Source organism: Citrobacter meridianamericanus (assembly GCF_041320245.1).
GTDB lineage: Bacteria > Pseudomonadota > Gammaproteobacteria > Enterobacterales > Enterobacteriaceae > Citrobacter > Citrobacter meridianamericanus.
In genome coordinates this window covers 24,501-39,880 of record NZ_CP101036.1, presented here as the reverse complement: position 1 = coordinate 39,880, position 15,380 = coordinate 24,501, and the positions used below count along the sequence as shown (strand labels likewise).

At 52.6% G+C, this 15,380-nt stretch carries 13 protein-coding genes; 4 read left to right on the top strand and 9 right to left on the bottom strand.

The features are described 5' to 3' along the window. The first annotated feature begins 52 nt into the window (after window positions 1–52). On the top strand, window positions 53–1,237 hold the full coding sequence (gene emrD, locus NMD08_RS00170; RefSeq protein WP_151217108.1) for a multidrug efflux MFS transporter EmrD: 1,185 nt from the start codon (window positions 53–55) through the stop codon (window positions 1,235–1,237). On the opposite strand, the gene NMD08_RS00165 is transcribed toward emrD, so the two are convergent. Next, the gene (locus tag NMD08_RS00165; protein ID WP_252838595.1) at window positions 1,164–2,246 is read right to left on the bottom strand and encodes a cellulase family glycosylhydrolase; all 1,083 of its coding nucleotides are present in this window, start codon (window positions 2,244–2,246) and stop codon (window positions 1,164–1,166) included. The genes emrD and NMD08_RS00165 overlap by 74 nt on opposite strands. Window positions 2,247–2,323: 77 nt before the next feature. After that, window positions 2,324–3,250 (bottom strand): DNA-binding transcriptional regulator DsdC, encoded by a 927-nt coding sequence (dsdC, locus tag NMD08_RS00160; protein WP_370620230.1) that lies wholly within the window; start codon window positions 3,248–3,250, stop codon window positions 2,324–2,326. Window positions 3,251–3,479: 229 nt separating this feature from the next. On the opposite strand from dsdC, the gene dsdX reads away from it, so the two are divergent. Further along, the gene (gene dsdX / locus NMD08_RS00155; RefSeq protein ID WP_151217111.1) at window positions 3,480–4,817 is read left to right on the top strand and encodes a D-serine transporter DsdX; all 1,338 of its coding nucleotides are present in this window, start codon (window positions 3,480–3,482) and stop codon (window positions 4,815–4,817) included. A 17-nt stretch (window positions 4,818–4,834) separates the two neighbouring features. Beyond that, entirely contained in the window at window positions 4,835–6,157 is a 1,323-nt protein-coding gene (gene dsdA, locus NMD08_RS00150; RefSeq protein WP_370619292.1) for a D-serine ammonia-lyase, read from the top strand. Between the two features lie 2 nt (window positions 6,158–6,159). Here dsdA and NMD08_RS00145 read toward each other — a convergent pair whose 3' ends face one another. The 5 genes from NMD08_RS00145 to NMD08_RS00125 all read right to left on the bottom strand — a co-directional run bounded on the left by NMD08_RS00145 (window position 6,160) and on the right by NMD08_RS00125 (window position 11,273). Further along, window positions 6,160–7,272, bottom strand: coding sequence for an anaerobic sulfatase maturase (locus tag NMD08_RS00145; protein ID WP_252838597.1), 1,113 nt, complete (start codon window positions 7,270–7,272; stop codon window positions 6,160–6,162). Beyond that, window positions 7,269–7,631: a DUF202 domain-containing protein gene (locus tag NMD08_RS00140; RefSeq protein WP_121540571.1), complete on the bottom strand. Its 363-nt coding sequence runs from the start codon at window positions 7,629–7,631 to the stop codon at window positions 7,269–7,271. The genes NMD08_RS00145 and NMD08_RS00140 overlap by 4 nt, the downstream gene beginning before the upstream one ends. After that, window positions 7,621–7,968 carry a YidH family protein gene (locus NMD08_RS00135; protein ID WP_057101861.1) on the bottom strand — a complete coding sequence of 116 codons (348 nt, stop codon included), beginning with the start codon at window positions 7,966–7,968 and terminating at the stop codon, window positions 7,621–7,623. The genes NMD08_RS00140 and NMD08_RS00135 overlap by 11 nt, the downstream gene beginning before the upstream one ends. 99 nt (window positions 7,969–8,067) lie before the next feature. Then, a complete protein-coding gene (locus tag NMD08_RS00130; protein WP_370619290.1) occupies window positions 8,068–9,561 on the bottom strand; it encodes a sulfatase-like hydrolase/transferase in 1,494 nt (497 codons plus the stop codon). Continuing rightward, entirely contained in the window at window positions 9,558–11,273 is a 1,716-nt protein-coding gene (locus tag NMD08_RS00125) for a solute:sodium symporter family transporter (protein WP_003840621.1), read from the bottom strand. Before NMD08_RS00125 ends, NMD08_RS00130 begins: the two co-directional genes overlap by 4 nt. 167 nt (window positions 11,274–11,440) lie before the next feature. Here NMD08_RS00125 and NMD08_RS00120 point away from each other — a divergent pair, with 167 nt between their 5' ends. Continuing rightward, a complete protein-coding gene (locus NMD08_RS00120) occupies window positions 11,441–12,334 on the top strand; it encodes an AraC family transcriptional regulator (RefSeq protein WP_187259912.1) in 894 nt (297 codons plus the stop codon). Here the strand turns inward: NMD08_RS00120 and NMD08_RS00115 are convergent. Continuing rightward, on the bottom strand, window positions 12,331–13,653 hold the full coding sequence (locus tag NMD08_RS00115; protein ID WP_151217121.1) for a 6-phospho-alpha-glucosidase: 1,323 nt from the start codon (window positions 13,651–13,653) through the stop codon (window positions 12,331–12,333). The genes NMD08_RS00120 and NMD08_RS00115 overlap by 4 nt on opposite strands. Then, window positions 13,650–15,269: an alpha-glucoside-specific PTS transporter subunit IIBC gene (locus NMD08_RS00110; protein ID WP_252838598.1), complete on the bottom strand. Its 1,620-nt coding sequence runs from the start codon at window positions 15,267–15,269 to the stop codon at window positions 13,650–13,652. The genes NMD08_RS00115 and NMD08_RS00110 overlap by 4 nt, the downstream gene beginning before the upstream one ends. Window positions 15,270–15,380: the final 111 nt, after the last annotated feature.

Genomic DNA, 15,380 nt, shown 5'->3' with positions numbered 1-15,380 from the left:
AAGTGCAGCACCTTATTCTTCTTTTTTCTCTTTTTTAAAAGTAATCAGCGAAATGAAAAGGCATAGAAGCGTCAATTTGTTGTTGATGTTGGTATTACTGGTGGCGGTAGGTCAGATGGCGCAAACCATTTATATCCCCGCGATTGCTGATATGGCGCGTGAACTGAACGTTCGCGAAGGGGCGGTACAAAGCGTGATGGCCGCCTATCTGCTGACCTACGGCGTGTCGCAACTGGTTTACGGTCCCCTTTCTGACCGCGTAGGGCGCCGCCCGGTGATCCTCGCCGGAATGTCTATTTTTATGCTGGCCACGCTTGTCGCGATTACCACCCATAGCCTGACGGTACTGATTATCGCCAGCGCCATCCAGGGGATGGGAACGGGCGTCGGCGGTGTGATGGCGCGAACGTTACCGCGCGATCTGTACGAAGGCACGCAACTGCGCCACGCCAATAGTCTGTTAAACATGGGGATCCTGGTCAGTCCGCTGTTAGCTCCGCTGATTGGTGGTGTGCTGGACACAGTGTGGAACTGGCGCGCCTGCTATATTTTCCTGTTGATTCTGTGTGCGGGCGTGACGTTTAGCATGGCACGCTGGATGCCGGAAACGCGCCCTGCGGGTGCGCCGCGTCCACGACTGATCGCCAGCTACAAAACCTTGTTTGGTAATAGCGCTTTCACCTGTTACGTGCTGATGTTGATCGGTGGTCTGGCGGGTGTTGCGGTCTTTGAGGCCTGCTCCGGGGTGTTGTTGGGCGCACGACTCGGTCTGAGCAGCATGGTGGTCAGTATCCTGTTTATTCTGCCCATCCCGGCGGCATTTTTCGGTGCATGGTTTGCCGGTCGTCAGAATAAGCGTTTCTCGACGCTAATGTGGCAGTCGGTGACCTGCTGTCTGGTAGCGGGTTTAATGATGTGGATCCCAGGGCTGTTTGACGTGATGAACGTCTGGACGCTGCTGGTTCCTGCCGCACTGTTTTTCTTCGGTGCCGGAATGTTGTTTCCTCTGGCAACCAGCGGCGCAATGGAGCCTTTCCCGTTCCTGGCAGGCACGGCTGGCGCGCTGGTTGGAGGATTACAGAACATTGGTTCCGGCGTGCTGGCATGGTTCTCTGCCATGCTGCCGCAAACCGGGCAAGCCAGTCTGGGTCTGCTGATGACCCTTATGGGGCTGTTGATTTTTGTTTGCTGGCTTCCGCTGGCGTCACGCGTATCGCATCAGGGACAGGCGGTTTAAGCGTATGATGGCCCGGCATATCGCCGGGCTTTTCGCATTCTGGCGCGATCATCGTCGTCAGCAACGGCTCCAGCGCCGGACGCCAGGCCCCCTCCTCACCATCATAGAACTGCGTATCCGCATTGATAGCATAGGGAATTTTCGCTTTTTTCAGCTCGCACGCCATAAAGCGTGCAAACGCCATTTGCGAAGCAGAAGGCGGGTTTCTGATGGTCTCTCCTGGCGACCAGCCTCCAACCCAACTGAGATGACCTGTTTTCTGCTGCCAATGAATGGCGGTATTGATACGCGCGCGAATGGCGGCCTTTTCTGCCACAGTCCCTGATGTCCACGGATATTTGCCGTTATTTTTCATCGGTCCCCACGGAAAAATATGCCATTGGGCCAGCACGGTATTCTGACTTTGCGGCGGCAGCTTTAGATTGGCCAAATCTTCCGGAGCGGCATGCAGTTTCGGCGCGATAAAAATCATTCGCTGTGGATCGATGGCATGGATGGTTCGAATGGTTTTGTCATACACGCGATTGAGCGATGCCTGATTATGGTAGAGCTTATCAGAGGGGTCATATATCAGGTCAAAACCCAGCAACGGCGAGCGTTGACCAAAATAATGCGCCACCGCCACCCACCAGTTAACCACCTCTTTTTCGTTACCGGCACTGGGGTCTTTTTTATATTCATCAGCCTGATAGGCAATGATCGGGATCACGCCATACTGCTCGCAGGCTTCTACCAGCTTGCGCAGATGAATCAGCCGCGATTCTGTGGGCTCTCCCGCCACACGAATGCGTACGTGGGCCAACCCTTTCGCCTTGTAGTCCCGCACCACCAGCGGATCAAATTCTCGGATACCCCGATCGGTGCGTGCCCAGTCTACGTCCATCCCAACGCCAAGCTGCTGCGCATATTGCGCCGCCGTCAGCGCAGGTTGCGCGGCACACACGGTGGCGCTGGCTAACAGTAAAAGGGAAACTATCGGCTTTAACACGGTCGTCCTTACGCAAATCATCAGGAGTGATATCACGTATTTAGCATGCTTTTTGACTTTCCGTGTAGTGAGAACGCGTAAAAATATTCGCAGTCCGCTTATTTAACCTGCTCCTGAAGCCAGCTGATAAATGCCTCAATTTTCGGCCATTGCCTGCCTGGCAATGTGGTGATGTAGTAATGCTGATGGCATTTCAGCGCCTTATCGCCAAAAGGCGCGACCAGTTCTCCGCTGTCGAGACGTTTTTGAACCAACCGCTTTCGGCCCATCGCCACGCCGATATGGTTCATGGCGGCAATTACCGCTAAATCAGAGCGATCGAAACCAATCCCCGACGATGTCGGCAGATTCGCCGCAAAATGTTGTGCCCAACTGTGCCACTCATCGGTTCCTGAGTCGTTACTCCATGCCTGTCTGTCGTGCAGCAAGGTGCAGTGCGGCAAATTCACCAGCGAACCCGTAAGGTCATGGCGGCGAGCGTAGTCCGGGCTGCATACCGGCAGGATCTCTTCATCCATCAGGAAGTGGTGTGTAAGCTGCGCAGAGGGTGCATCGTCAAAATAGATAGCCAGATCGACACCGGCGCGCTGCAGATTGACGTTGTCGTTTCCGGTTAGCACGGTCAGAGAAATCGACGGATAGCGACGCGTAAAGTCGCCGAGTGCCGGAACCAGCCAGCACTGAGCGATAGAGGGCCGTGAGTAGACAGTGAGCGTCCCGGACAGCTCCTGATTTTTAATATCAAGAATCTCTTGGTTGAGCGTATCCAGCGACGATTTCAGCGCCCAGAACACCCGCTTACCCTCGTGGGTGAGTTCCACTTTACGGTGCGAACGGACAAACAACTGAATGCCCAGTTCCTCTTCCAGCTGATTAATGCGATGGCTAACGGCGCTGGGGCTTAACGATAACTCATCTGCCGCCAACGCAAACGATTGATGCCGGGCCGCCACTTCAAAGGTATACAGTTTTGACAGCTGCCAACCGTTGAGCAGCCGGTTTCTGACCTCGCGTAGGGGATCCAAATTCACCTCCTGTCCTCCTGATTCATTCGCCGGAGTGTAAAAAAGTTCGCTGTAAAAATCAGCATAAAGATGAATCAAAGTGAACCATATCGCATAAATGCAGCGTAATTAGACGCAAATCACTCATTTGATGCAATCTGGCTCATGTGAAAGGAGATTTATATCGTTTGTCAGACCGTGCCTTATTTTTGTCCAATAACCCTATATTAATCACAGGGCAAGGTGAGCTATGCACTCTCAAATCTGGGTTGTGAGCACGCTGCTAATAAGCATCGTGTTAATCGTTTTGACCATCGTGAAGTTCAAATTCCACCCGTTTCTGGCGCTGCTGTTAGCCAGTTTCTTCGTGGGTACGATGATGGGGATGGGGCCGCTGGATATGGTCAATGCCATTGAGAGTGGTATTGGCGGTACGCTGGGCTTCCTCGCGGCGGTTATTGGTCTTGGGACCATTTTGGGCAAAATGATGGAAGTGTCCGGCGCGGCCGAACGCATCGGCCTGACGCTGCAGCGCTGCCGTTGGCTTTCCGCGGACGTCATTATGGTGCTGGTCGGGCTGATTTGCGGTATCACGCTGTTCGTTGAAGTCGGCGTGGTGCTGTTGATTCCACTGGCCTTTTCGATTGCTAAAAAAACCAATACCTCATTACTGAAGCTGGCGATTCCGCTGTGTACGGCGCTGATGGCGGTACACTGCGTCGTACCTCCGCATCCGGCCGCCCTGTTCGTGGCGAATAAGTTGGGCGCGGATATTGGCACCGTAATTGTCTACGGCTTACTGGTGGGTTTAATGGCTTCGCTTGTCGGTGGGCCGCTGTACCTGAAATTCCTCGGTAACCGTCTGCCGTTTAAACCGGTACCGGCTGAGTTTTCCGACCTGAAAGTGCGCGACGAAAGTACGCTGCCGTCGCTGGGCGCTACGCTGTTTACCGTACTCCTGCCGATTGGCCTGATGCTGGTCAAAACCGTCGCTGAGCTGAACATGGCGAAAGGCAGTACGTTGTATACGCTGCTGGAGTTTATCGGTAACCCAATCACCGCGATGTTTATTGCCGTTTTCGTGGCCTATTACATTCTCGGTCTGCGTCAGCACATTGGCATGGGGACGCTGCTGACCCACACCGAAAACGGTTTTGGCTCGATTGCTAACATTCTGCTGATTATCGGTGCAGGCGGCGCATTCAACGCTATCCTCAAGAGCAGCGGGCTGGCGGATACTCTGGCTCTGATCCTCTCAAACATGCATATGCACCCGATTCTGCTGGCGTGGCTGGTCGCACTGATTCTGCATGCGGCGGTAGGCTCTGCCACCGTTGCGATGATGGGCGCGACGGCAATCGTGGCACCGATGCTGCCACTCTACCCTAACGTGAGCCCAGAGATCATCGCTATTGCCATCGGTTCCGGCGCTATTGGCTGCACGATCGTCACCGATTCCCTGTTCTGGCTTGTGAAGCAGTACTGCGGCGCCACCCTCAATGAAACGTTCAAATACTATACGACCGCGACATTTATCGCGTCCGTTATTGCACTGGCTTGCACATTCCTGCTTTCCTTTATTATCTAAGCGCGAAGAGACTGACTATGGAAAACATTCAAACACTTATCGCCCAGCATCCTTTAGTGGAAGATCTGGTGGCTATGAAAGAGACAACCTGGTTTAACCCTGGCACCACCTCTCTTGCGGAAGGTTTACCCTATGTTGGCCTGACAGCACACGACGTTGAGGATGCCCACGCGCGTCTGACGCGCTTCGCACCGTATCTGGCGCAGGCCTTCCCGGAAACTGCCGCTACCGGAGGCATTATCGAATCTGAGCTGGCCGCAATCCCGGCCATGCAAAAACGGCTGGAAAAAGAGTTCGGGCAGCACATTAACGGCGAACTCCTGCTGAAAAAAGACAGCCATCTGCCGATTTCCGGTTCAATCAAAGCGCGCGGCGGCATTTATGAAGTACTGACCCATGCGGAAAAACTGGCGCTGGAAGCCGGTCTGCTGACCACCAAAGACGATTACCGCATTCTGCTTTCGCCGGAGTTTAAACAGTTCTTCAGCCAGTACAGCATCGCAGTCGGTTCCACCGGCAACCTCGGGATGTCGATTGGCATCATGAGCGCCCGGATCGGCTTTAACGTTACGGTTCATATGTCTGCCGATGCCCGCGCGTGGAAAAAAGCCAAGCTGCGCAGCCACGGCGTGACGGTAGTGGAGTACGAAGAAGATTACGGCGTGGCGGTTGAACAAGGTCGTAAGGCGGCACAGTCCGATCCAAACTGCTTCTTTATCGATGATGAAAATTCCCGCACGCTGTTCTTAGGCTACGCGGTCGCCGGTCAGCGTCTGAAAGCGCAGTTTGCCCAGCAGGGGCGCGTAGTGGATGCCGAGCATCCGTTATTTGTCTATCTGCCGTGCGGCGTCGGCGGCGGCCCTGGCGGCGTGGCGTTTGGCCTCAAGCTGGCGTTTGGCGATAACGTGCACTGTTTCTTCGCGGAACCAACCCACTCCCCGTGCATGCTGCTGGGGATTTATACCGGGCTACACGATACCATCTCCGTACAGGACATCGGTATCGACAACCTGACGGCAGCGGACGGGCTGGCGGTCGGTCGCGCCTCGGGCTTTGTTGGCCGGGCGATGGAACGTCTGCTCGACGGTCTGTATACCCTGGACGATCAGACCCTGTACGACATGCTGGGCTGGTTGGCGCAGGAAGAAGGCATTCGCCTTGAGCCGTCGGCGCTGGCGGGGATGACCGGTCCGCAGCACGTTTGCGCCTCCACTGACTATCAGCACATGCACGGATTTAGCGCAGCGCAGCTCAATAACGCCACACACCTCGTGTGGGCGACCGGCGGCGGTATGGTGCCGGAAGCCGAAATGGCGCAGTACCTGGCGAAAGGGCGCTAATCTCAGCGCAGCATCGCCATCAGCTCCGCGGGTGAACGATGCTGCTTAATGAGATCACGCATTACGCGCATATGCGGCGCGGTATGGTTGAAAAAAGCGCTGTATCCGCCGCAAATCGCACTCTTTCCATTTCTGCCACGGTGCTTAGGGCAGTCGCCGTGGCAAAAACGCAGCAGCGAACACGCCTGACATTCCGCGCTCAGCGTGGTTCTCTTAGCCTGACCAAACTCCGCAGCCCGAGAGCTGGCATTGAGCTCACTCAGCGAGGTGTGATGAATATTACCCAGGCGATAATCAGGGTAGACATAGTGATCGCACTGATACAAATCGCCATTCGCTTCCAGGGCAAAAGCATGCCCGCAGGTGGAGCTTAGCGAACACATCTGCGCCGGATGCCCGCACCATACCCCGAGGGTTGAATCAAATAGCTGGACGAATACGCGACCAATATCTTCTCTGACCCAGATATCAAAGACGGAATTCAGAAAGGTTCCCCACGCCTGCGGCGGGACGGAGTCGGCGGTAAGCTCGCCTTTTTCATCATATTCAACCAACGGAATAAACTGCAGAAAGGGCGTGCCGCATTGGCGAAGATAACGATACATTTGTTCGGGCTGCTGGCTGTTCAGGCGGTTAATCACCACCAACAGATTGAACTCCACCTGATACTCACGAAGTTTAGCAATAGCCTCTATCACCTTATGATGCGTCGGTTTTCCGCTGCGGTTAACGCGATAAGCATCGTGCAACTCGGCCGGGCCATCCAGAGAGATCCCAACCAGCCAGCCGTTATCGCGTAAAAACTGACACCATTCGTCATTGAGCAAAATTCCGTTGGTCTGGAAAGCGTTATGGATTTGCTTCCCTTCTCCGTACTGTTTTTGCAACGTCACAACGCGGCGAAAAAAGTCTACGCCACAAAGAGTTGGCTCGCCCCCCTGCCAGGCGAACATCACTTCGGGCCCCGGCTGCGCAGCGATATGTTGGCGAATAAACGTCTCTAAGGTAGCGTCATCCATTGCGGGTTGAGTGGGTTTCTCAATGTAAAAACAGTAGCGACAATCGAGATTACAACGAGAGCTGGCCGGCTTGGCCATGACCTGACATCCTGTCATGCTAAATTCCCGATAAATGCCATAAGTTGGCGGACATGCGTTACAGCAAACAGTATTGCGAGGGATAACACCGCGAGGGAGATCATAAATTTGTCACGCACCGCGCGAGATTCAGAAAAATCGCTATGACTGACATCCATCAGGTTGCGACTGCGGGTATAGCGCCAAAGAACAATCGCCACCAGCGCCAGCACTACAATTGAAACCCAAAACAGGAAACCCGCCTGATGCCAGTTGTGCTTCAGCGCCAGCGCCATTAACGCGCCATAGCCCAACAACGTGCGAAACCAGGCCAGCGAGGTACGTTCCGGTTGTAAACCAGGATCGGCGATCCGTCGCGATTTACGGCTATCCGGCATACAGCACCAGCGCCATCACAATCACCGCAACTACCGTTAAAATCAGGCTGATGATTAACAGGCTATGAGTGTACGGCAAGTCCTCTTTCAGGCGCATTGCCTTTTCATTGCGCAACCAGCGCAGGTAGCCATAAATCGCCAGACCGCCGGCAAACAGACACAACAACAGTGCCAGCAGTTCACGAATCACCGGCGTGGCAAAATCCGGAGCCAGTTGGTCAAGACCCACACCCGCCGCCAGAAACCCCAGCGAGGTGCGGATCCACGCCAGAAAAGTGCGTTCATTTGCCAACGAGAAGCGGTAATCCGGCGCTTCACCCAGGCGGGAAATCTTCATCCAAACTCCTCTGGTTGTCATTGCCGGATGGTGGCTAGCGCCTTATCCGGCCTACAAGTAAGTTGCAAATAAGGATATTTGCGCCAACTGGCATTGTAGTCAGAACTTCTGCTTTTTCTCTTCCACTTTTACGCCCTGGGTCGGTAAACCGGTGTCGTAATCACGTACCACCGGAGAATAGCCGTCTTCAGGGCGCGGGCGGAAAGCCCCCATCCAGCGCGGTATGGCATCAGCACGCCACGGACGCAAACTCCACTGATAGGTGCGAAACGGATCGCGGATTTTATCCATGTAGTCCAGCAGCTCGTCGTGCATCTGGCAGCGAACGTCGGCCAATTGTGGCGAATCTATCAGGTTGTGTAGTTCATCTGGATCGTTACGCCTGTCGTAAAGTTCATCGCTGGTAAACAGATTTAATACCAGTTTCCAGTCGTCCGTCACCCAGCAGCGTACCGGGATAAATCCGCCGAAACTGTCATGTTCAATTTCATAACGGTTGAACTCCACCATCACACCGCGCGGCTTTTCAACGGCAAGAATGTTTTCACCTGGCAGGATTTGCGGCTTCTCAATACCCGCCAGCGCCATCATCGTCGGCAGCAGATCAATATGGCTGACCGGTGTGTCTACCTGTATAGGCTCCCCTTGCGGCGGGCGCATAATCAGCGGAATTCGTGTGATGTCGTCATACATCGCGGCCCCTTTACTGATGAGTTTATGCGCGCCCATCATCTCACCGTGGTCGGAGGTATAAATGACCCAGGTATTCTCTCGCTGCTGCGGCGTTAAGGCATTGATCACCCGACCTATCTGATCATCAACAAAGTCGTTGCAGGCAAAATAGAGCGGATGGTGGTAGCGCCCGTCATCGCTAACCGGGGATGGCATGGCTTGCGACCACAGACGATGGTGCTCGGGCTTATCGAGCAAAGAGTCATGCGCTTTCGCACCGAGATAGTAATAAAAGTCCTGATATTTCTGCAGATACTCGACCGGACAGGTAAACGGATGGTGCGGCTCGTCATAGGAAACCACTATCAGAAACGGTTCCTCGGCACGCGCAGGCTGATGGAGAAAATCGACCGCCCGGTTACTGATACGATGCGCCCAGGTGAACGTCTCATCAATGTTATTGGCCTGCAAATCTTCCACGCTATTGAGTCCATTACGCCACAAACTGATCTCTTTATCCGTCAGTTCTGCGAGATAATTTGCCCCGTCATACCAGTAATCAGCATCCCACTCTGGCGGACATTCGCCGGTCCCAAAGTAGTCATGTCCGTCGAGATGCCACTTGCCGATATAACAGGTGTGGTAGCCCGCATCTTTAAAGTAGCGCCCCATAGTGGAGATGTTTTTCCCCGGCGCGACGTTATTGGTCCACGGCCCGGACTGGTTGGCATAAATCCCGGTAAACAGCCCTGCGCGGGCCGGCGTACACACTGGTGAACAGGTATAGGCCGAGTTAAAGCGAATACCTTCCGCTGCCAGACTATCAATATTATTGGTGTTCAGCGGCTTACCGCTGTAGCAGCCGACCATATTGGTCGCCTGGGTATCGGTCATAATGAACAGAAAATTGGGCCGGGTCATGCTTCATCCTTAGCGTCAGGGACACATTGTGCAGTCGCGTTACGCCGCGTCTGCCAACTGCTGTACATCAAATACATCATCACTGCCGCCGTAGTTGAGTAGCAGAGAATGGTCAGCCATTGCGTGTTGTACCCGCCGAACTGTGCGAGCCCGGCATAGACGCCAATCATCGCAGTCAGGATACCGACAGAGGCAAGTTTGGCGTTTTTCCACGGTTTCATATCTACCGCGAAAGCATCATGGAATTTAAACGGCGTGGCACGCGGCTTGATAACACCGATAACCAGCATGACCACCACGTTGATGCAGAAGGTACAGGCCAGTACGTAAAGGAAGTGAAAGTCGAATTTCACCAGATAGTTGATGGTGATGTAGCTGACAATACCGAGTCCCATGGCGACTTTTGCTGCCAGCGCGGGAATGCGCGGGAAAAAGAATCCCATAATGATGATGGTCACCAGCGGCACGTTATAAATACCGTTGAGCTGTTTCATCCAGCTGTAGAGCCCTTCTGGCGCATTAGCGATCCAAGGCGCTACCAGCACGGAAATTACCGCGATAAAAAAACCAAATTTACGACCAACGCGAACCAGCTGTTCCGGTTGTGCATGTTGATTAATAATTCGCCGGTATATGCCCATGCTAAATAAGGTACTGGCGCTGTTTAAAAATCCATTGAACGTACTGATTACCGCGCCGAATAAAACCGCGCCGAAAAACCCCACTAAAGGAACAGGCAGCACGTTATTCACCAGTGTCGGATAGGCCATATCCGCCTTTGGCAGATCCTGGTACAGATGAAAAGCAATTAAGCCCGGTAATACCAGTACCAGCGGATCGAGCATTTTCAATACCGCTGTGAGCAATGCCCCTTTCTGCCCTTCAGCGAGGCTTTTGGAGGCCAGCGTACGCTGCACGATGCCCTGATTGGTACACCAGTAGAAAGTATTCACCAGAATCAAACCGGTAAAGGCCGCACCAATCGGCAACGGATCGTTCGCTCCGCCGATTGAGTTTAATTTCTCCGCATGCACGGTGGTCAGTTGCTCGATACCTTGTAAAAAACTGCCTTTGCCCATCGCAATCAAGCCAAACACGGGTACCATCAGTCCGCCAATCACCAGGCCAATACCATTGATGGAGTCAGCCACCGCCATTGCGCGCAAGCCGCCGATCACCGCATAAATAATTCCGGCAATGCCCAGCAAAATAACCAGTAACCAGATTGCGGCACCCTGAGAAATATTGAGTGATTCACCGATGTGAAAAAGACTGTTCAGCGCCAGCGCCCCTGAATAAAGCACAATCGGCAGGAAGCAGACGCCAGTGGCAATAAGAAAGCAAAAGTCGATAATAATCCGTGTTGTTTTATCGTAGCGTTCTTCAAGAAAATCCGGGATCGTAGCGATACCACGTTGCAGATAGCGAGGCAGAAAGATCAGCGCCAGAAAGATAAGCGTCACCGCAGAGGTAACTTCCCAGCCCATGACCGACATTCCGCTTTTGTAAGCCTGACCAGACAGACCAACCAACTGCTCGGTCGAAAGGTTAGTTAACATCAGTGACGCCGCAATCACTGGTGCTTTCAAGGAACGCCCGGCAAGAAAATACCCTTGTTGCGATCCGGTATCCGTCTTGCGTACCTTCCACCAGGTGATTACCGCCACCAGCAGCGTAAAGCCCACAAAGCTTAAAATTTGTAGCGTATTCATCTCATAGCCCTTTTTTTCATTATGTCCCGGTAGCTGTAGGGTGTAACAGGAGGTATTGCGCACCGGGTCAGGCAGTCAGATTTCATAAAATAAAAACGTCATATCCCTGAACGGGTTTTTTCTGTTAAGTTCAGGTTGTGGGCATAATTCTCCGGCGGGAAATTAAAATGAATGGAAAGATGCAAAGTTCGCATGTAAAAAACGAAACTACATACAATATTCCCCTGTTGATTAACGAAAATGTGATCTCAAGCGGAATTTCATTGATCTCGCTGTGGCACACCTATGCCGACGAACATTACCGGGTTATTTGGCCGCGCGATAAGAAAAAGCCACTGATAGCTAATTCTTGGGTTGCCGTCTATACCGTCCAGGGCTGTGGAAAAATCCTGCTAAAAGGCGGCGAACAGATTACTCTCAACGGGAACTGTATAATCTTTTTAAAACCGACCGATATACAGTCTTATCATTGCGAAGGGTTAGTATGGGAACAATACTGGATGGAGTTCACACCAACCAGCGTAATGGATATTCCGCTAGGCCAACAAAATATTATTTATAATGGTGACATTTATAATCAGGAGCTGGCTGAAGTTTCACGATTAATTACTTCTTCAGACTCAATGAAAAATAATCTGGCCGTCGCTTTTCTTACAAAAATGATTTATCAATGGATTTGTCTTATTTACGCTGAAGGTAAAAAAGACCCGCAGCGGATGCAAATTGAAAAACTGATTGCCACTCTACATGCCAGCCTACAAAAACGCTGGAACGTAGCGGAGATGGCAGCAACTATTCCCTGTAGCGAAGCCTGGCTACGTCGTCTTTTTTTACGTTATACCGGCAAAACGCCGAAGGAATATTATCTGGATGCCCGGCTGGAACTGGCGCTGTCACTGCTAAAACAGGAGGGAAATACGGTCGGACAGGTGGCGGATATGCTTAACTTCTTTGACTCGTTTCATTTCAGCAAAGCGTTTAAACACAAGTTTGGCTATGCACCGTCGGCGGTATTGAAACATGCGGACCGGCACCCAAAGGATGCCGGTCAACAGGATTAGTGCAATTCCGGCCAGTACGCTTTGTTGGCCTCGATCAGATCATCAAGAATCGCTTTTGCCACAGATGCGCTCGGTACGGTTTTCGACAAGGTGATAGCCTGCCACAAACGCTGATAAGAACGGTGCTCCCAGGCATCAACCACCAACTTCTCAACCGCTACCTGCTGGCTCATCAGCCCTTTCTGGAACTGAGGTATATCACCCACCGTCAACGGTTCCGGGCCGTTATGCCCTACCAGGCATGGGATCTCGACCATCGCTTCATCGTCAAAGTTATGAATGGCCCCGTTGTTCGGCACAATCAGCAACATTCTTTCCTGAGTATTAAAGGCAATAGCCGCCGCCAGATCGACAATGTAAGAAGCATGTTCGTCAATCTCCAGCTCACCAGCGGCAGAATTGCCCGCCTCAATGATTGCGCGGCAGGAACCGAACACCTGTTTTTCACGGTGGTCCATCACCTCATTGGCGCGCGTGCGCTGCGGATCAGAGTGCTGAACCACGTAATCCGGGAATAGGTAGTATTTCAGGTATGTATTCGGCATGGTATCTGGGTCCAGCGCCTGTACATCTTTTGCCTTCGCAAAAGTATCGTTCCAGCTTGCTTCTGTGTGCGGGTCGTTTGACGGAGGAACATAACCATACTGCGCCACATATTCGCGCAGCTTCGGCATCAGATCGTTCCCCTGCAGATCTTCAATCGATGTCCACCAGCCGAAGTGGTTCAGTCCATAGTAACGCACACGCATCTGTTTGCGGTCTTTAAGGCCAACGATCTGCGCCATCCGCCCTTCAATACCGATAGGCATATCGCAAATATTGAGGATTTTCGCATTTGGACGCAGCCGACGCGTGGCTTCAGCAACAATTGCCGCCGGATTGGAATAGTTAAGCATCCAGGCGTTTGGTGAATATTTTTCCATATAATCCACCAGTTCCAGCACGCCGCCAATAGAACGCATTCCGTAGGCAATCCCACCCGGCCCGCAAGTTTCCTGACCTAACACCCCGTGACGTAATGGGATTTTTTCATCTTGTTCGCGCATTGGGTATTTACCCACTCGGATATGCGCCATCACGAAATCGACATCGGTAAATGCTGCTTTAGGATCGGTGGTGTAACTAAACTCAATTTCCGGTGCCTTTTCTTTGAGGATGATTTTACACGCCTCAGCAATCACTTCCTGGCGCGCGCCATCGTTGTCATAAAATTTCAGCGCACGAAGCGGGAAACGGTCCTGATTTGCCAGCAACATCAGCACGATGCCCGGCGTAAAGGTACTACCGCCACCTGCGATAACCACTGAGAATTTTTTCATGATACTGCCTCCGTCATGGGGATCTGTTCGTTTGATAAAGAAGATTTCATTAGCGTTTCGAGCTGCTCGCGTACCTGAGGAACGTGCAAACCAACAATGACCTGAATACCGTTGCCGCGGCGCACAACACCGTGCGCGCCCAACGCTTTGAAAACGTCATCGCTTTGCGTTTGCGCCATGTCGTGAAGCGCAATACGCAGGCGAGTAGCGCAGTTATTAATACTCTCGATATTGCTTGCGCCGCCTAACGCCTGTAGAAAACCCGCAGCCTGACCCAGTTTGGTCTCCGGCGATGCGGCGGTGGTTTGCCCACGAGCAGCTTTGTAATCAGCTTTGGTATAGAGTTTGATTTCGCTGTCTTCTCGCCCTGGCGTTTTCAGGTTGAAGCGCAGGATCAGGGTGCGGAAGATGGCGAAATAGAGCACGGTAAAGGCCAGACCAATCGCTATCTGGGTGAACATCATTCCGGCATGGTTGTGGAACATTGGGATCCAGTTTTGCGGTAAGAACTGATCAAGCAGACCGCCGCCCATGTTGCCTACCACGCCGCAGAGATACATTACCGTCGCCATGGAAGCCGCCAGCACGGCATGTACAGCAAACAATAAGGGAGAGATAAACAGGAAGGTAAACTCCAGCGGTTCGGTAATCCCAACCAGCACAGCCGTGAGCGTAGCGGGGATCAATAGTCCCGCCACCTTCACCCGGTTTTCCGGGGCGGCGGTGAAGTAGAGCGCCAGAGCAATGCCTAATGAACCAAAGATTTTCGAGTTGCCGTGCAGGGCAAACCCACCTTCAGGGAACAGCGTTTTCAACGACTCAGTACTTTGGCTGAATTCCTGCAAATGTTGCGCCCAATAGACCTGGATGCCGCCTTCCACCGCGGCAGGGCCGAAAATAAATGGCCCATAGACGAAATGATGCAGCCCGGTCGGAATTAAAATACGCTCCAGGAAGGTATACACCCATACCCCCAGCGCACCTGCAGAACGCAGAAAAGCTTGCAGAGATTCAATCCCCATTTGCACCTTTGGCCAACCCAGCAGCGTCAGCCAGGCGCAGGGAATCATCACCAGGAAGGCAATGATCACCACAAACGATGTCCCCTGAAAAATACCGAGAAATACTGGCAAGGGTTTATCGAAATAACGGTTATGTAGAGCAGTAACAATACCGGAAATGACAATTGCGCCGATGATGCTGGTATCAAGCGTTTTAATTCCAGCCATCATCGTTAAACCACTGCCAGCAGTCGGTTCTGCGCTAAAATCCACGCCGAAGAAATGTCCCCATGTCATACCCATGGCATTGATGAAGTAATTCCACGTCAGAAAACTGACCAATACCGCCAGACAAGCGCGGCCCTGAGCCTGTTTTGCCAGACCAATAGGCAGACCAACGGCGAAAATCAGCGGCATATTACGAAATACCGTCCAGCCACCTTCTTCGATGATATGAACGATTTGGGCGAACAAACTGTTGGGATCGGTAAGCGCTTCGCCCACAAAGAGCGGGTTGCGCAACATAATAGCGATACCCACGACGATACCAGCAAAGGGAAACAGCAGCACCGGGGTGAACATCGCGCCGCCAAAGCGTTGTATTTGACTGAGCATTTTCACATCCTCATAGAACAACCAGTAGGGGGAGAGGCCTTTTTTTTCGTCATTGCTGGCCTGATACGAGAATAGAAAGTTGCGATCCTCCGGACATGGTATGCCGCTACG